Annotated in this window: 14 protein-coding genes, 1 tRNA gene and 2 rRNA genes (1 of these 17 only partly in view); 8 read left to right on the top strand and 9 right to left on the bottom strand. The window is 59.8% G+C overall.

Annotated elements, in window-relative coordinates:
- Positions 1-18 precede the first annotated feature (18 nt).
- Positions 19-1443 (bottom strand): M20/M25/M40 family metallo-hydrolase, encoded by a 1425-nt coding sequence (locus tag SIC17_RS14255; protein ID WP_412545773.1) that lies wholly within the window; start codon positions 1441-1443, stop codon positions 19-21.
- A gap of 95 nt (positions 1444-1538) precedes the next feature.
- Here SIC17_RS14255 and SIC17_RS14250 point away from each other — a divergent pair, with 95 nt between their 5' ends.
- Positions 1539-2429, top strand: a complete 891-nt coding sequence (locus SIC17_RS14250; RefSeq protein WP_412545772.1) for a pirin family protein — start codon at positions 1539-1541, stop codon at positions 2427-2429.
- Here the strand turns inward: SIC17_RS14250 and SIC17_RS14245 are convergent.
- Complete coding sequence (locus SIC17_RS14245) at positions 2426-3292, bottom strand: TolB family protein (RefSeq protein ID WP_291896467.1); 867 nt, start codon at positions 3290-3292, stop codon at positions 2426-2428. The genes SIC17_RS14250 and SIC17_RS14245 overlap by 4 nt on opposite strands.
- Before the next feature lie 405 nt (positions 3293-3697).
- On the opposite strand from SIC17_RS14245, the gene SIC17_RS14240 reads away from it, so the two are divergent.
- The 5 genes from SIC17_RS14240 (at position 3698) to thrC (ending at position 9969) form a co-directional block, all read left to right on the top strand.
- Complete coding sequence (locus SIC17_RS14240) at positions 3698-5323, top strand: phosphoenolpyruvate carboxykinase (protein WP_291896469.1); 1626 nt, start codon at positions 3698-3700, stop codon at positions 5321-5323.
- 282 nt (positions 5324-5605) lie between these two features.
- Positions 5606-5833 carry a hypothetical protein gene (locus SIC17_RS14235; protein WP_291896472.1) on the top strand — a complete coding sequence of 76 codons (228 nt, stop codon included), beginning with the start codon at positions 5606-5608 and terminating at the stop codon, positions 5831-5833.
- Positions 5834-5950: 117 nt separating this feature from the next.
- The gene (locus tag SIC17_RS14230; RefSeq protein WP_412545771.1) at positions 5951-7735 is read left to right on the top strand and encodes a homoserine dehydrogenase; all 1785 of its coding nucleotides are present in this window, start codon (positions 5951-5953) and stop codon (positions 7733-7735) included.
- Positions 7732-8694 carry a homoserine kinase gene (locus SIC17_RS14225; protein ID WP_291896475.1) on the top strand — a complete coding sequence of 321 codons (963 nt, stop codon included), beginning with the start codon at positions 7732-7734 and terminating at the stop codon, positions 8692-8694. The genes SIC17_RS14230 and SIC17_RS14225 overlap by 4 nt, the downstream gene beginning before the upstream one ends.
- A 3-nt stretch (positions 8695-8697) precedes the next feature.
- Entirely contained in the window at positions 8698-9969 is a 1272-nt protein-coding gene (gene thrC, locus SIC17_RS14220; protein WP_412545770.1) for a threonine synthase, read from the top strand.
- Positions 9970-9976: 7 nt separating this feature from the next.
- Here the strand turns inward: thrC and SIC17_RS14215 are convergent, their stop codons facing one another.
- The 3 genes from SIC17_RS14215 to SIC17_RS14205 form a co-directional block, all read right to left on the bottom strand.
- The gene (locus tag SIC17_RS14215; RefSeq protein WP_412545769.1) at positions 9977-10594 is read right to left on the bottom strand and encodes an RluA family pseudouridine synthase; all 618 of its coding nucleotides are present in this window, start codon (positions 10592-10594) and stop codon (positions 9977-9979) included.
- 150 nt (positions 10595-10744) lie between these two features.
- Positions 10745-11548 carry a sodium-dependent bicarbonate transport family permease gene (locus tag SIC17_RS14210; protein WP_412545768.1) on the bottom strand — a complete coding sequence of 268 codons (804 nt, stop codon included), beginning with the start codon at positions 11546-11548 and terminating at the stop codon, positions 10745-10747.
- A complete protein-coding gene (locus tag SIC17_RS14205; protein ID WP_412545767.1) occupies positions 11509-11826 on the bottom strand; it encodes a Na+/H+ antiporter NhaA in 318 nt (105 codons plus the stop codon). Before SIC17_RS14205 ends, SIC17_RS14210 begins: the two co-directional genes overlap by 40 nt.
- A 355-nt stretch (positions 11827-12181) precedes the next feature.
- On the opposite strand from SIC17_RS14205, the gene SIC17_RS14200 reads away from it, so the two are divergent.
- A complete protein-coding gene (locus SIC17_RS14200; protein ID WP_412545766.1) occupies positions 12182-13114 on the top strand; it encodes a hydrogen peroxide-inducible genes activator in 933 nt (310 codons plus the stop codon).
- An 89-nt stretch (positions 13115-13203) separates the two neighbouring features.
- On the opposite strand, the gene SIC17_RS14195 is transcribed toward SIC17_RS14200, so the two are convergent.
- Entirely contained in the window at positions 13204-14649 is a 1446-nt protein-coding gene (locus SIC17_RS14195) for an alpha/beta fold hydrolase (protein ID WP_412545765.1), read from the bottom strand.
- A 243-nt stretch (positions 14650-14892) separates the two neighbouring features.
- On the opposite strand from SIC17_RS14195, the gene SIC17_RS14190 reads away from it, so the two are divergent.
- The gene (locus SIC17_RS14190; protein ID WP_412545764.1) at positions 14893-15129 is read left to right on the top strand and encodes a hypothetical protein; all 237 of its coding nucleotides are present in this window, start codon (positions 14893-14895) and stop codon (positions 15127-15129) included.
- A 272-nt stretch (positions 15130-15401) separates the two neighbouring features.
- On the opposite strand, the gene SIC17_RS14185 is transcribed toward SIC17_RS14190, so the two are convergent.
- The 3 genes from SIC17_RS14185 to SIC17_RS14175 all read right to left on the bottom strand — a co-directional run.
- Positions 15402-15478 (bottom strand) — tRNA-Met (locus tag SIC17_RS14185).
- 155 nt (positions 15479-15633) lie between these two features.
- Positions 15634-15748, bottom strand: a 5S ribosomal RNA gene (rrf, locus tag SIC17_RS14180).
- An 82-nt stretch (positions 15749-15830) separates the two neighbouring features.
- Positions 15831-16885 (bottom strand): 23S ribosomal RNA (locus SIC17_RS14175) (it continues 1738 nt past the right edge of the window).

Here is a 16885-nt window from a genome sequence, read left to right as displayed (position 1 = left end):
CATTTCTGTGTCCAGCAGTTATTCGCTAGCCGCTTCCGGGTCTGGCCGGAAATTCACGTCCAGCTCTGCGGCCAGGTAGATCGTGGCGGCATAGGCGGCCACATTCTGGGCAAGGCTCTCCGGATCGATCTTGTCCAGCGTATCGTCAGGCGTGTGGTGTAGATCGAAATAATCCGTGCCGTCCTGATTGAGACGGATGGTTGGCACACCGGCAAACGCCAGCGGAATGATGTCAGGACCACCACCCGGGACATTGCTGCCTCCGCGGATAATCCCCAGCGGCATCAGCTCACGACCAATGGCGTCGATCACCGGATTGGCATCCTCGTTGACGTTGGAAACAAACTGCCAGATCGGACCGGCACCAAAATCGGATTCAGTCGCCAGAACATGGTTCGGGACCTCCGCGGCATGCTGTGCAGCATAAGCGCGTGCGCCCAGGAGGCCGACTTCCTCGGCACCGAACATGACCACGCGGATCGTGCGACGCGGACGTTCCGGCAGACGCGCGATCAGTTCTGCAGCAGCGACCGTGATGGCGATGCCAGCGCCATCATCAACGGCACCCGTTCCCAAGTCCCAGCTGTCCAGGTGACCACCGATCAGGACTATCTCCTCCGGGTTTTCACGACCGATGATGTCGAGCACGACATTGCCGCTGACCACTTCGCCACGCCAGCCGGCAGTTGATCGAATGGTGAAATTGATGTCCTCACCCAGCTCGTGCAGACGGCGGATGTGATCCGCATCCGGATTGGAAACGGCGATCACAGGGATCTCAGCCCACTCGCCGTTACCGTTGGACGACATCATGCCGGTATGCGGGAAACGACGGATATCAGAGCCCACGGAACGCACCACCAGCGCCTCGGCTCCTGCGCGTTCGGCATGCTGCCAGCCCACACGACGCCGAACATTGGCCGGGCCATATCCCGCTCCGGTCTGGGAGCGAACAATCGGCTCGCCATCGACGAAGGCGATCCTGCCTTCCAGGGAACCATCCGCAGCCGCCATCAGATCATCGACCGAGCGGAAATAGACGATATCGCTGGAAATCGGACGCAGGCGCGGTGAGCGGCCAGATCCCCCCAGGGCGGTGCCGTAGAGTGCCTGTTCGTAGGGCGCGTTCATGGTGATTTCCATGTCGCCGCGCGTCCAGAACGGCATGTCGAATTCCTCGATGGAAACCCGGTCAAAGCTCAGTTCCTCACCCAGCGCTGCGCCCCATTCCCGGGCGCGCGCCTCGGCCTCGGAACCACCCAGGCGCGGTCCAACTTCCGTGGTCAGCGATTCGACGATGTCCCAGGCCAGATCTGATTCCAGTGCCTGGTCGATCAGCATGCGTGCCGTCTCGGCCTGCTCGGCCGGTAGTTCATAACGCTCCTGGGCAAAGGCGCCCGCCGTGATCAAGGCGATTGATCCGGCTGCAAGTATTGCCTTCATGTGTTCCTCCACTCACATATGGCTGGCAACTAAGCCCGAGCGCGCGCGCGAGGCAAGCCGCCCTCGCCGCAACCCGTTGAAAGTGGAGCTGTCGCATGGATCAAATTTTGGAAATCGCCGGTCGAGAGCGCGACCTCGGCGGGTTCAGCGTCCGTCGGGTGCTGCCCTATGCCAAGAAACGAATGGTCGGCCCTTTCACTTTCTTTGACCAGATGGGACCGGCGCAATTCGCGCCCGGTCAGGGCATTGATGTGCGACCACATCCGCATATCGGCCTGGCGACCGTGACCTATCTCTTCGAGGGGGCCCTGCAGCACCGGGACAGCCTGGGCGAGGACCTGGTTATCCGGCCAGGCGCGGTAAACTGGATGACGGCGGGTCACGGCGTCGTGCATTCGGAGCGCTCGCCTTCCCCGGAGCGCGAGAACGGGCATCGCATGTACGGCATCCAGACCTGGGTTGCCCTGCCCGAAGCGGATGAGGATGTCGCCCCCGCCTTTCACCATCACCCGGCAGAGACAATCCCTGTGATCGAACGGGAGGAGGTGCGGTTCGACCTTATCCTGGGCACCGCCTGGGGCAGCGAGGCCGCAGTCGCCGTATTCTCACCCATATTCTACCTGCACAGCGAGATGGCCGCGGATTCCGCTTTCACCATGGATGTGGAACACGAAGAACGCGCGATTTATCTGGTAGAGGGTGACCTCAGCGTTGATGGCCAGACGCTCGAGGCTGGCAGCATGTTTGTATTGCCGGAAAATCTGAACCCGCGTGTTTCAACAAAAAGCGGAGCCCGCATCATGATGTGCGGCGGCGCCCCTGTTGGCGAACGCAAGATCTACTGGAATTTTGTCGCCTCAAGTGCCGAGCGCCTGGAGCAAGCCAAGGCGGACTGGACCCAAGCGAGCGAAAACGGCTTTCCCAGCGACGGGCGTTTCCACCTGCCGCGGGGAGAAAGCGAACATATTCCGCTACCAGATAACTAGTCTTCGGCGATCAGGGGGCGGGCTTCGCCCGTCTCCGGATTTACGACCATCAGGCGGCTGACGCGGTCTTCACTGGCTATCGTGAACACGATTTCCTCGCGTCCCGGACGCCAGTAACTCCCACCGACATTCCAGCGCGTCTCAGCCGCATAGGCTACGGTTCGAGCATCTCCGCGCAGAACGACAAGTTCGCTGCCGGCCGGGCCTCGTATGGCGAACGCGAGTGCGCCTGTACCCTGCTGCACCGCGGGCAAGCCGACACGCCCGTCTTCAACAGCCCCTTCGATGCGGTGGATCGCACCGCCAATATCGTGCGCGACGATCCAGGACCGCTCACCCTCGCTCAGATCATAGACAAGAGTGTCATTGTCAGCCCATTTGACGTGAAATTCCCGTCCCTCCGTCGAGGTCACGGCAGTCACCTCGCGACTGGCGAGATCCAGGATGAATACGTCTGCAGTAGGCCCCATGCGCACAAACGCCAAGCGAGTTCCGTCTGGTGAGTAATGCGTGTGCGCTTCACGTTGCGCCGTATCAGTCAGCTGGGTGACCTCTCCGGTGTCCAGGTTCATCTCGTAGACATTCCAGGCATCGCTCATCCCGCCGACGGCACCACCAAAGGCAATCCGGTTCTCACTCGGGTGCCAGGTAGGATTGACTGACCACAGCGTTCCGGTGTCCAGCGTCTCGGTCTCGCCGCTGGCGAAGGAATACACATGGATCGAAGCCGAGCGCGCGGACATGTCGAAGCTGAAATAGGCGACACGCTCACCGTCCGGCGAGACCTGCGGGTGGGCGCCCTGCGCGGAGGCAGCGCCGGATACCGCCGCCGTCACCAGCGCAGCAATGATGGAAACTCTCATGAAACCTCTTCTCCGAGCGCGAACCGGTTAGCAATCCTCGTCGTCAAATTCAGCTAACAAAGTCGCGATCTCCTGCGTAGGACACGGAAACGAAAATTTATCACCGCCGCGCTTCCAACAGGGTAAATCCCGGATCTTTCTGCAAACAAAAGGCAATACGGTCACGGCGACCAAAATGTTTGCGATAACATGAACTTCGCCTCAGCCTGGCGTTTTACCAAATCGTGAATTTTGGGCTTTTCCGCACCATCTCGATCTGATACCGGCACGCTATGACATCGGTTATCCCCGACGGGTGATGGGGAAACCGCAACCGGATCGTCCGCGACAGAAGGTCAGCGAGCGACGATCTTGAACCAACAAGGCGGTGCCCGTAGTAACGCACCACCAATCGGGGGTATTTCCATGTCCAATTCGGAAGTTCGTGACGGCGGCCTGGAGTCGCTCGGCATCAAGGCCGGCACAGTTCACCTGAACTGGAATGAAGCACGTCTTTACGAAGAGATTGTTCGTCGTGGTGAAGGTGAAATCGCCGAAGGTGGCGCCCTGGTCGTCAAGACCGGCGTTCACACCGGCCGCTCCGCCAAGGACAAGTTCACTGTCCGTGACGAAACAACCGAAAACCAGGTGTGGTGGGACAATAATGCGTCCATCACGCCGGAGCATTTCGCGACGCTGTGGAATGATTTCCGTGCCCACATGGAAGGCAAGGAACTGTTCGTCCAGCAATTGTTCGGCGGCGCTGACAAGGACCATCGCCTTCCGGTGCGTGTAGTCAACGAGCTGAGCTGGCACTCGCTCTTCATCCGCCATCTGCTGCGCATACCGGCAGTCGACGAATATGAAGGCTTCGACGCCCAGTTCACCATCGTCAACCTGCCTAGCTTCAAGGCCGACCCAGAGCGTCATGGGTGCAGTTCGGAAACCGTGATCGGCGTTGATTTCGATCGCAAGCTGGTCCTGATCGGCGGTACGTCCTATGCGGGCGAAACCAAGAAGTCCGTTTTCACCATCCTCAACTATCTGCTGCCGACAAAGGGCATCATGCCGATGCATTGTTCCGTCAATGTCGGCGAGGACGATGACGCAGCGATCTTCTTCGGCCTTTCCGGCACAGGCAAGACGACCCTCTCCGCTGACGCCAGCCGCACGCTGGTTGGCGATGACGAGCACGGCTGGTCCGAGAACGGCCTGTTCAACTTCGAGGGCGGTTGTTACGCCAAGATGATCCGCCTGTCCGAAGAGGCAGAGCCGGAAATCTTCGCCACCACCAAGATGTGGGGCACGGTCCTGGAAAACGTGGTCATGGATCCGCAAACCCGTGTCCTCGACCTGGATGATGCAACACTGGCCGAAAACAGCCGCGGCGCCTATCCGATCAGTGCCATCCCGAACGCCAGCGAAACCGGTACCTGTGGCCAGCCGAAGAACCTGGTCATGCTGACCTGTGATGCGTTTGGCATCATGCCGCCGATCGCCAAGCTGACGCCGGCCCAGGCCATGTATCACTTCCTGTCGGGCTACACCGCCAAGGTTGCCGGCACCGAAAAAGGTGTGACCGAGCCGACTGCGACCTTCTCCGCCTGTTTCGGTGCGCCCTTCATGCCGCGTCACCCGGCCGAGTATGGCGCCCTGCTGCGCGAACTGATCGCCGAACACAATGTCGATTGCTGGCTGGTCAATACCGGCTGGACGGGCGGCGCTTATGGCACGGGCAACCGCATGCCGATCAAAGCCACTCGCGCCCTGCTCAATGCAGCGCTGGACGGTTCCCTGAAAGGTGCCAATTATCGCGAAGACCAGAATTTCGGCTTCATGGTCCCCGTCGCCGTAGATGGTGTCGATGCCTCCATCCTGGATCCGCGGTCCACCTGGTCCGACAAGGCTGCCTATGACGCACAAGCGGCCAAGCTTGCCGGCATGTTCATCGAGAACTTCAAGAAGTTCGAAGACCATGTTCAGCCCTATGTCCGGGCCGCGGCCCCAAAGCTGCAAACGGAAGAGCGTCGGGTTGAGGAATTCGCCGAGTAGAATGCCTTCCGGTTCAGGTTCTCAAAGCCCCGTCGCAAGGCGGGGCTTTTTTCTTTCTCAATTGAAATTGAAGCGGCGCTGCACGCCGGGCGTGATTTTTCCAACCGGCACACAAATGGCTTGAAAGACCCTGCGCGACCTTCTGCCCTTAAGCGGTAACACCCCAACCGGAATTACGCCCTTACCTTGTCACAGGACGCACTTCCAGGAAATCTGCAGCGCTTTACCTGAAGGCGACCTGGAGGTTTATTTTTCCCTCGATCATTGAAAATGAAGCAAGACGTGGAATTTTCGTTTGACGCTTCCCGATTTTTGGGCATTTCTATATGGGAAGTTTCGCGGGCGCAGCATTCGCCCACCAAACGGATGAGAGAAATGCACCTGTCGAACGACATCCTCGCGATCACGCTCCAGCACCGCTCCGTCGGCGCTGTGACGCCGTTCGGCATTTATTCCTTTACCACAATGACCATGACCTCCTGGACAGGGGGAGCGGACGGCGTGGACTGACGGAATAAAAATTCCAGAACACACCAAACCCGCTCCCCGACCCCGGCGAGCGGGTTTTTTCTTACCCGAACTCCCCACCCCAGCGATCAGACCCAACAAACCCCGAGGATCAAAACCGTGACCCAGTATCAACCTTCCAGCCAGGCCCACCGCTTCAGCGTCCTGAAGTTCGGCAGCTCGGTCCTGCGCAATGCAGACGATTACGCCCGTGTCGCTCACGAGATCTATCGTCACACGCGCACTGGGGAGAAGGTTGTTGCCGTGGTCTCGGCGCTCGACGGCGAAACCGATGCCCTGTTTGCCATGGGTGACCAGGTGGGCCAGGGCTCCAGCGATCGCGTGCTGGCCCGCCTGGTCCGTTGCGGGGAACTGAAATCCGCGGCGCTGATGGGGTTGGCGCTGGAACGCTCCGGCGTCCCTGTAGCTGTGCTTGATCCGCATGAAATGGATCTGGTCGCTTCCGGTGATCCGCTGGATGCCAATCTCTCCGGCCTCAATCGCGATAAAGTCCTGGCCCGGTTTGACCAGGCCGATGTGATCGTAGCGCCCGGTTTCTTCGGTGAGGATGAGGATGGCCCGATCACGCTGGGCCGCGGCGGCACGGATCTGACGGCGGTCATGTTCGCGCACTGGCTTGGGGCCGAACGCGCGCGCCTGATCAAGGATGTTGATGGCGTCTATTCCGACGACCCGGCCAAAAACCCTGAAGCACATCGTTTTGACGCACTGGACTATGAGGCTGCCCGCAAAGTCAGTCATGGCCTGGTCCAGGACAAGGCGATCAGCCGAGCCAAGGCCCTGGATGTCGTCGTCGAGGTCGCCTCGCTTGGCAAGGCCTATGCGACGCGCATCGCCGCCTCCGCAGAAAAGCCAGCCGCCGCCCGCAGCGAGCGCCCGCTCCGTGTCGCCGTGCTCGGACATGGCGCTGTTGGCGCGGGCCTGTGCCAGCACTTGCTGGCACATCCCAACAGATTTCAACTCTCCCCCGTCCTGGTGCGCGACCCGGCGAAACATTCCCCCATCGCCGATGCTCGCCTGAAGTTCACCCAGGACCCTGCCGAGGCCTTGCGCGATGATGTCGACATTGTCGTCGAGGCTCTCGGCGGTACGGGTGTCGCCCGTTCGCTGAGCCAGTCCGCCCTGCGCGAAGGCCGTCATCTGGTTACGGCCAACAAGGCCGTTATCGCGCTCGACCTCGAACTGCTTTCCGGCCTGGCGCGCGAGAACGGGCTGGAGCTGCGCTATTCCGCTGCGGTTGGCGGCGGCACACCCATCCTGGAACATCTCGACGAACTCGGCCCGACGAGCGATGTGCTCGCCGTTGAGGGCGTCATGAATGGTACGTGCAACTTCATCCTCGACGCTCTCGACCGCGGTGAGCTGTTTGCCGACGCCGTTGCTGAAGCCCAGCGACTTGGGTTTGCCGAAGCGGACCCCAGCACGGATCTGGATGGAGATGACGCTGCAGACAAGCTGGCCATCATCTGCCACCACGCCTTTGGCGTAATGCCCGATCTGCGCGATATCGCGCGAGAAAGTCTTTCTGCCCTTTCCCCCGAGCGCATTGAAGCGGCGCGCGAGGCCGACCTGGTGTTCAAACAGGTCGGCCGTTGCGCGGCGGACAATTCAGGCCGCGTCGAGGCCCGGGTGGAATTGCGCGCCTTGCCACGCTCTCACCCGTTTGCATCCTTGCGCAACGAAGCCAATGGTTTCCTCATCCACCGCGCCCAGGGCGCAACCTATATCAAGGGCAAGGGCGCAGGCCGCTGGCCCACGGCCGAAGCCATGTTTGCCGACCTGATGGATGTTCAGCGCAATCAGGCCTGCACACGGAAATCTGCCCGAACACGCCAGAAAACCGCTTCTCAAGCGCAGCGAATGCCGCAAGAATCGATGATATGAGCCAGCTCTCCAACAGCGCGCGAGCCAGCGCGCCCGCCAGCATTGGCAATGTCGGTGTCGGTTTCGATGTCCTCGGCCTCGCCTTCGACGCGGTCCGGGACAGCGTGGAAGCATATCGCTTGGATGAACCTGGGTTGATCGAGCTTGGCCAGGTCACCGGACTGGTTGACGCCCTGCCAGGCGAGGTCTCGCAAAACTGCGCGCTCGCCGCTGCGAAAGCTGTACTGGATGCGGCAGGCGCTCCGATCGGTCTTCGGCTCGATGTACACAAGGGTGTCCCTCTTAGCGCCGGTATGGGCGGGTCCGCGGCATCGGCGGTCGCGGCTGCAGGTGCTGTCAATGCGCTGCTCGGCTCCCCCTTCTCGCCGGACGAGATCCTGGTGCACGCCATGCAAGGCGAACGCGTGTCGGCAGACCCGCCGCCCTGGGACAATGTCATGGCCGCCGTTCATGGCGGGCTGGTCCTGGCGGCCAGGCTGGAACCACCGCTGATCCGCGCCCTACCCCTGCCGGACGGCCTCAGCTGTGTGCTTTTTCATCCGGAACGCAAGATCAACACCCAGGACGCCCGCGACCTGCTGGCTCCAGTGACTGATCGGCAAATCGCTGTCGAGCACAGCCGCAATCTCGCGAGCTTCGTGGCCGGTTGTGCCATTGGTGACCTCGATCTCATCCGGGCCGGTCTCAAGGACATTCTGATCGAACCGCAACGCCTGCCACTCCTGCCGGAGCTGGCGGAGGTGAAGATTGCCGCCATGCATGCTGGCGCGCTCGGCTGCTCGTTCTCTGGTTCAGGCCCCTCTGTTTTCGCTTGGTGCGAAAGCAACAAGCTGGCAGCCGTGCGCGCCAGCATGGCGGAGGCTTTCGAACAGACAGGCTGCAAGGCGGATTGTTACAACGCACCGCTCAAATCCCGGGGCCTGGTCATCGAGTCGGAACCCGTAGCCCTGCGAGCCTGAGACATGCTCTTTCATTCAACGCGCGGCGAGAGCCCCTCCGTTCCCGCCAACAAGGCCCTGCGCGCCGGTGCCGCCCCGGATGGTGGCCTGTACCTGCCCGAAGGCTTGCCCCAGATCCGATCGGGGAGAGCCGTCGGCTCAGTCGCTGAAGTCGCACGTGAACTCCTTCCGAGCTTTTTCACGGGAAGCGCCTTGGAAGGACAGATCGAACAGATCTGTGATGACGCTTTCAACTTCCCGGTACCGATCGTACAGCCGGGTGAAAGCGGGCCTCATATACTCGAGCTCTTCCATGGTCCGACCGGGGCCTTCAAGGATTTCGGCGCGCGGTTTCTGTTCCGGTCCTTTGATCGCATCGCGGATGCTAGTGATCCAATTACCGTATTGGCAGCGACTTCTGGCGATACCGGCGGCGCTGTTGGATGCGCGGCGCAAGGAAATGCCCATGCCGGCGCAGTTATCCTTTTTCCCAAGGGCCGTATCTCGCCCTTCCAGGAACACCAGTTATGTTGCTGGAACAAACCTGTACGCGCGCTGCGCGTCGATGCAGATTTCGACGCTTGTCAGGCGTTGGTCAAACGTGCGTTTCTGGATCAGGACCTGTCGCGCACATTCGGTCTGACGTCGGCAAATTCCATTTCCATCGGACGACTACTGCCCCAGATGAGCTATTGGGCGATGGCTGCAAGGCAGATGCTGGCAGATACGGGTGAGAAACCGGGTCTTGTCATCCCGACCGGCAATCTGGGAAATGCCTTTGCTGCCATCCTTGCACGTGCGCTGGGCGAGCCCATCGGCCCCATCGTCCTCGCAACGAACGCCAACCGCACCCTCTATGACTGGTTTACCGATGGCCAGTACAAGGCCCGCGCCTCAGTCGCGACCCTCGCCAACGCCATGGATGTTGGCGCGCCGAGCAATTTTGAGCGCCTCGCTGCTTTCGAACCGGACGCCCCGGTTGAGGTGGTCCGTGTCACGGACAATGAAATCGAGATGGCAATCCGGGAAGAACACACACTCCACGGATATGTCGCTTGCCCACATACCGCCACGGCATTGGTCGCGCACACCCGCATCAGCGACCGTGTTCGTGCAGAGCGCCCCTGGCTTGTCGGCGCCACCGCCCATCCCTACAAATTCCGTGAAACCGTCGAGCCGCTGATCGGTCAAAAAATCTCACCACCGCAAACGCTTGCCAATGTGCTGGAACGACCGACGACGGTCCGGGACATCCCGGCAGAACTTTCAGCTCTGCAGGCGGCCCTGGCGAGCTGACCGACGGCTAGAACGGTACCGAGCTGGAAAAACACATCTCTTCACCACCATCGGGATGGCGAAAGCCCAATTCCTTCGCATGCAGGCACAGCCGCCCGCGCGCCTGGAACGCCTGGTCGTGCGCATAAAGATTATCGCCCAGGATCGGGTGCCCGAGATAGTCCATATGCACTCGCAATTGGTGGGAGCGCCCGGTAAGGGGCTTGAGGCTGACCCGGGTCATTCCCCCTTCTCGCGCCAGCACCAGCCAGTCCGTAACCGCTGAGCGGCCCCGTTCATGGTCAACCATCTGGCGTGGACGGTTCGGCCAGTCAGTGATGATAGGTTGATCGATACGGCCAACATCATCGTTTACCTCGCCCCAGACCAGGGCCTGGTATTCCTTGCGGGTCTGGCGTTTCTCGAATTGCAGGCCGATATGCCTGTGGGCATGCGCCGTTAGAGCCAGGACAATGACGCCTGATGTATCCATGTCGAGCCGGTGGACAATACGCGCCTCCGGAAACGCCTCACGCGCCCGGCTTTCCAGGCAATCCGCGTGTTCGGCAGGCCTCCCCGGCACGGTCAACAATCCCGAGGGCTTGTCGAGTACCAGGATGTGCTCGTCCGCAAACAGCACCGGCAAAGTCTCCGCGGCAGGCGGATTATACACAAAGGGTCGAGGCGGGGTTGTTCGGGAAGAGATGGCTGTGACCTGTCATTCGCTTGCCCCGTTTCTAAAGCATGCCGCAGACAAGAAAACCCACCGGACCAGTGTCCGGCGGGTTCTCCGCAATCAAGTCACCGCCTGCGCTATCGCGATATAGATCGGAATACCAACAAGCAGGTTGAACGGAAAAGTCACCCCCAGTGACAGCGTCAAGGGCGTCGTCAACTGCGCCTGCGGCAAGGCCATGCGCAAAGCGGCGGGAACAGCGATGTAAGATGCCGAGGCACACAGTGTCATCAACAACGCCAGATCACCTGCCAAAAGACCAAGGCCCAGCCCGACCGGCAGGGCGATGCCCGTGCCGACCGCCGGCATCATCAGCCCATGGGCCAGAAGCGAAGGACGCAATTGCCGCCAGGATTTCACGAGGCCACGCCCGGCCGTCAGCCCCATATCCAGAAGGAATAGGCAAAGCATGCCGCGGAAAATGTCGGAGACAAACGGCTCAACCGAACTCATGCCTCGTTCGCCCGTCATCCAGCCGATCACAAAACTGCCGAGCAACAACATAATGGATCCATTGGTCAGACACTCCCTGACCAGATCTCCATTTGGCCGACTGGGCGCTGAGGGTGCCGCGCTCAGCGCGGCAGGTTGCAGGGTCGCCTGGCTGGCAACGCGGCCCGCCAGGATCAAGCCGGTCAGAATGGCTGGCGCTTCCATCGCGGCAGCAACGGCAACCATATGTCCGCTGGCCGCCTCCCCCAATCCCGCCAGGGCATCCCTGGCAGCGATAAAGGTCACAATGGATATCGAGCCGTAGTGCGCAGCAACCGCAGCCGCATCAACCTGGCCCAGCCGGGTGGTTGCTCTGAGCGCCGTAAATGAGATCAGCGGCAGACAGGCTGACAGGACAATGCCCGCCAGCACAACACTCGCCGCCCCCCCCAACTGGCGCCGGCGCCCATTTCCACGCCCCCCTTGAAGCCAATGGCCATCAAGGCATCATTGATCCAAAGCAGGATCGGCTTGTTGATCGCCTGTTCGCCGAAGCCGACCTGCAGGTATTGCTGGAACAGTCCTGCATACTCCACCGCAAACGGCGAGTTCGAGGCAATCAGCGCGAAGGCTGCTGCAAAAATGAGGATGATCCCGGCGGCGCTTTCCATGCGCAGGAATTCGCCGATACGCACCAGCGCACGTGTCATGTCTTGGTCCTTTAACTTGATCTACAATTAGGAAACGCCCGACCGGCACACAGGAACGGAGGAGGCCGGTCGGGCGTCATCCCTGGCCGACTGCGCCGCGTGTGCGAGTCGGGGCACACGGAATGGCGAAGTTTGGCCAGATGCCCGGAAACTGACAGGGTGGGCCGGGCGCGCCTGGTCCGGATGAGGAGAGTCGTGACGACTTCCGAGCGTGCAGGGACAGGCTTTGGAAGCTGATTCGGAGGCGCCGTTTCTTCGTGCAGATCTCCATGTCGTTGTCGATGAGGAGAAGTTAGTTGTGACTCTGAATTAGATAAAATATAAGTTCTGTATATTTTAGATAGCTATTGCCTATATGAAACCGACACTCCGCCAACTCGAATACCTCGTCGCCATCGCCGATACGGGCCGGTTCTCCGACGCTGCTGAGCGCCTCAACGTCGCCCAGCCAAGCCTGTCCACCCAGGTCGCCGATGCCGAGACACAATTGGGGGCGACGCTATTTGAACGCTCCCGCGCCGGTGCCTATCCCACCCCGATCGGGGAACAGGTTATCCGCAGAGCCCGATACATCCTGCGTCAGATGGAAGATCTCAAGGCGATTGCCGCGCATGGCGAAACCGGCCTGTTTGGTCGTGTCCGCCTGGGCGTGCTGCCGACAATCGGCCCCTACCTCCTGCCGCGGTGCACCAAGCCGATTCACGCCCGCTTTCCCGAGCTCCGCCTCAGTATCAATGATGCAGCCACTGATCGTCTCGCCAGCATGCTGGAACAGGGCCTGCTCGACGCGACAGTCTCCACACTGGAAGACCACCCGGGGTGTGAAGGCGTCACGCTATTCAGCGAGCGGCTCTGGATCGCGGTGGAGCCGGAAGACCCCCTCGCCGCCACGTCCCAGCCCGTCCAGCTTGATGATCTCAAAGAGCGCGGCTTTTTAACCCTGGGGCTGGGCCATCGACTAACCAAGCTGGTCCAGCAGCTCGCCTATCGCGCTGGCGGCTATGTGGCTTCTGATTATGAAGGCACCAGCCTCGACGCCATCCGCCACATGGCCGCCCTTGGGGCCGGCATCGCCGTCCTGCCGGACCTTTATGTGCAATGCGAAGCCCGGCGCGATGACAGTCTCGTTTTTCGTCCGATCGAAGACCCAAGAGCTAGCCGCGACATCGCCCTTGTCTGGCGCCGAAATTCCCCCATTCGCGACGGGCTAGAACTCCTGGCAGAGATCATGAGGGACGCGGCAAGAGGCGCTCTTGGACAACAAAAAACCCGCCAGACAGGCGCCTAGCGGGTTGTTTTTTGAACTCTGGGGCCGAATTCACCCTGCGAGCCTCAGTTTATAAGCTCGATGATTTCGCGCGTCATGTCGATAGGGGCTCAATCCTGTCCGGTTTGCAAAACATATCGTGGTGCAGCACGGTCAAAAACACAAAACTCCGACGCTGGAGCCGATAACGTGGCCACCGGTGCATTGATAAAGGCCCCAACCAGCGACATCGCACATCCATCTCCACCCCATTGCTGGATCGGCACATGCGCCTCTCCTCTCACGCTCACGACACGGCTGCGGGTCAATGTTTCAGCGGCGCGTTCGCCCCATGCAGGCGGTGTAAGTGGGTCAAATTCTCCTGCGACGATTAACACGCGCACATCAGATGTGACCGGATCAACAAACTCGACCCCGAGCGAGGGGACATCCCAAGCAGCACACAGCTCAGGCCTCATCGCCGCGCTCTCAAAGCCGCCAAGTGTCGCTTCCGGTCGCTGGCGACGGCTTCTTTCGCTGAAAGGCAGAGCCTCGCTGCACCAGACTGAAAAACGCATCCCCCAGGCGAAATCGCTGGCTTCTTGCCTCCTTCCGAGCGCTTCGATAACGACAGGCTCCATCTTCGCGCTGGCATCCATGATGCCCGGAGCGGCGATGACATCGCGGCCTGACGACAATGGAACCAGCGCGGCCAGATCAGCCCCGGTCACAGGTGCCGAGACAGCTTCGACGAAGAACGGGGAGCTTGTCGCGGTCTCTAGGCGACCGAAAAAGCGGCTCTCCAGTTCCGGATAGGCCGCATCGCAGGCGGGCTGCCCGGCACAATCCGATGCAATCGCACGCAAAGCAGCCTCAAAATTGACTGCGCTTTCATCGTCATAAATGGCATTGGGCGGCAGAGGTGAATCGAGCACCATCGACCGTACGGACTCGCTGTAGTTACGCGCATAGGTTAGCGCCAACCAGGTGCCGTACGACCCCGCATACAGGTTCCAGGCCTCAATCTCCAACACTTGGCGTAGATCCTCAAGATCGTCAGAACTTGCTAGGCTATGGTAATTTTCCACGCCTATGCCCGCCTCTGTCAGCCGGTGTCGACACGCTCGGACTGCATCAACAAGGTCGGTCCCGTTGCCCACCGCGGCGCGATACTCTGGACACATTAATGCGGGCACGGCGTCCTGAGTGCCGCGTTGGCCGAGGACAATGAAATCCCGATCCTGCTGCCAGGGGTAAGCGCCCGGGTAAGCCGCCGCGTTCAGGCCCGATACACCCGGCCCGCCGGCAAGATATATGACCGGATCATTGTGACGTCGTGCTCGACAGTGGACGATGACAACCGGCAATCTGATCTCGGAGTATAGAGGATCGGTACGATCCTCCGCGACCACCAACCAGCCACGCGTCGACCCGAATGAAGACGGGACCTGAGCCGGGAATTCCTCACCTGCAGCTACAGATTCAAACCGCGGCAAATCTGGCAATGCTTCATCAGAATTTCCACACCCCGCCAGCATTATCAGAAGGCACAGAGCCAATAGGGAATGAAGTTTCATTTCAAATTCCTCTTGGGAAATCGACTGAGTTCAAGCTCGGGATAAAACGGGGACACGTACCGGATAAAACGGGAACACTTACCGATTTCCCGTCACCTATTCCATCATAGGTCGCTGGTTACTACATTTCGCGCGTAACAAACGGGGACACTTACTGATTCTTCCCTCGTTCTGCGGGGTGGCGCGCCATTAAAAGGTAGGTGTCCCGGTTTTAGGCTTTTTATCGGGGAGGTGGGTCAATCGATGACACGTGTTCGAAAAGGTCAGTTAAATCTCCGTATTCTCTATATTGCGCTAGCTGCTGCCGTCGCCGTGGCCAGCTGGAGCCGCTGGGTCAACGAGTTAGATGTTTGGCTGCATTGGATTACATTATTGGCGGTGGTCGCATCAGTTATTTTGCTCCGGATAGGCAATATTGCCTCAAGCAAATACCTGATAGCGATGGATCGATTGAAGCGGATGCGACGCAGGAAGAAGTAATATTCAGCTCAGTCGACGGCGGCATTTGGCACATCTACTCTGAATTGGAGTGCAGGTTGTGCTTCGAATAACGATCCGAATGGGCCATTGAACAGCGTTCGAGCAACCAGCGCCTTCAATGCTCGCTCAGCGGCGTAAATCTCAGCAAGCTGATTTCCAGATGACCAGGTTGAAATGTGATGTACGGTCACCACACGACCATGTACAGGTAACCGGCTCTCCGACATCTGAACACAAAAAACCCGCCGGGCAGGCGCCAGGCGGGTTGGTTTTGGGTGCGGGGGTAGGATTTGAACCTACGACCTTCAGGTTATGAGCCTGACGAGCTACCGGGCTGCTCCACCCCGCATCAGGGTGAGGAACTTTTAGGCCTCACATCGCTCCTCGTCAACTCCGGCACAGTTTGAAAACTGTCGTTAAGCGACTGGAAGCAGAGACAAAAACACCCTGCATGACGCAGGGCGTATTAAACATGTTCACGAGGGTATTGGATCTAGCGAGCAGACCGGGCAGCGACCTACTCTCCCACGTCTTGAGACGGAGTACCATCGGCGCTAGGGGTCTTGACGGCCGTGTTCGGGATGGGAACGGGTATGGTCCCCCTGCAATAACCACCCGGTCAGCGCGCTAGATCCAGTTGAAAAGACATCCTGCATTTGAGGCCATGCCTGACGAAGCGATCGCCGGGCATGAGCATCGGTGAAATCAAGTCTATCGAGATATTAGTACTAGTAAGCTTCATGTGTCGCCACACTTCCACACCTAGCCTATCAACGAGGTAGTCTTCCTCGACTCTCAAGGGAAATCTGGTTTTGAGGGGGCTTCCCGCTTAGATGCATTCAGCGGTTATCCCTTCCGTACATAGCTACCCTGCTATGCCGCTGGCGCGACAACAGGTCCACCAGAGGTACGTCCACCCCGGTCCTCTCGTACTAGGGGCAGCTCCTCTCAAATTTCCAACACCCACGGCAGATAGGGACCGAACTGTCTCACGACGTTCTAAACCCAGCTCACGTACCGCTTTAATCGGCGAACAGCCGAACCCTTGGGACCTGCTCCAGCCCCAGGATGCGATGAGCCGACATCGAGGTGCCAAACAATGCCGTCGATATGGACTCTTGGGCATCATCAGCCTGTTATCCCCGGCGTACCTTTTATCCGTTGAGCGATGGCCCTTCCATGCGGGACCACCGGATCACTATGGCCGTCTTTCGACTCTGCTCGACCTGTCAGTCTCGCAGTCAGGCGGGCTTATGCCATTGCACTCAACGAGCGATTTCCGACCGCTCTGAGCCCACCATCGCGCGCCTCCGTTACTCTTTGGGAGGCGACCGCCCCAGTCAAACTACCCACCAGACAGGGTCCCGGATCCAGGTTCATGGACCGCGGTTAGATATCAACAATAAATAGGGTGGTATTTCAAGGATGGCTCCACCAGAACTGGCGCCCTGGTTTCATAGCCTCCCACCTATCCTACACAATTTACCGCTAATACCACTGTCAAGCTGTAGTAAAGGTGCACGGGGTCTTTCCGTCTGACCGCGGGAACTCCGCATCTTCACGGAGAATTCAATTTCGCTGAGTCTACACTGGAGACAGCGGGGAAGTCGTTACGCCATTCGTGCAGGTCGGAACTTACCCGACAAGGAATTTCGCTACCTTAGGACCGTTATAGTTACGGCCGCCGTTTACCGGGGCTTCAATTCGGAGCTCTCACTCCTCCTTTTAACCTTCCGGCACCGGGCAGGCGTCAGAC

This window comes from Maricaulis sp. MIT060901, from assembly GCF_047123815.1.
In the GTDB taxonomy this organism is placed as follows: Bacteria; Pseudomonadota; Alphaproteobacteria; order Caulobacterales; family Maricaulaceae; genus Maricaulis.
This window is presented reverse-complemented; position numbering and strand designations above follow the sequence as displayed.

Bases quoted from the DNA above. Each gene is read 5' to 3' on its own strand.
- SIC17_RS14205 (WP_412545767.1), bottom strand. From the start codon at position 11,826: ATGACACGTGCGCTGGTGCGTATCGGCGAATTCCTGCGCATGGAAAGC.
- SIC17_RS14200 (WP_412545766.1), top strand. From the start codon at position 12,182: ATGAAACCGACACTCCGCCAACTCGAATACCTCGTCGCCATCGCCGAT.
- SIC17_RS14245 (WP_291896467.1), bottom strand. From the start codon at position 3,292: ATGAGAGTTTCCATCATTGCTGCGCTGGTGACGGCGGCGGTATCCGGC.
- thrC (WP_412545770.1), top strand. From the start codon at position 8,698: ATGCTCTTTCATTCAACGCGCGGCGAGAGCCCCTCCGTTCCCGCCAAC.
- SIC17_RS14190 (WP_412545764.1), top strand. From the start codon at position 14,893: ATGACACGTGTTCGAAAAGGTCAGTTAAATCTCCGTATTCTCTATATT.
- SIC17_RS14225 (WP_291896475.1), top strand. From the start codon at position 7,732: ATGAGCCAGCTCTCCAACAGCGCGCGAGCCAGCGCGCCCGCCAGCATT.
- SIC17_RS14195 (WP_412545765.1), bottom strand. From the start codon at position 14,649: ATGAAACTTCATTCCCTATTGGCTCTGTGCCTTCTGATAATGCTGGCG.
- SIC17_RS14255 (WP_412545773.1), bottom strand. From the start codon at position 1,443: ATGAAGGCAATACTTGCAGCCGGATCAATCGCCTTGATCACGGCGGGC.
- SIC17_RS14250 (WP_412545772.1), top strand. From the start codon at position 1,539: ATGGATCAAATTTTGGAAATCGCCGGTCGAGAGCGCGACCTCGGCGGG.
- SIC17_RS14240 (WP_291896469.1), top strand. From the start codon at position 3,698: ATGTCCAATTCGGAAGTTCGTGACGGCGGCCTGGAGTCGCTCGGCATC.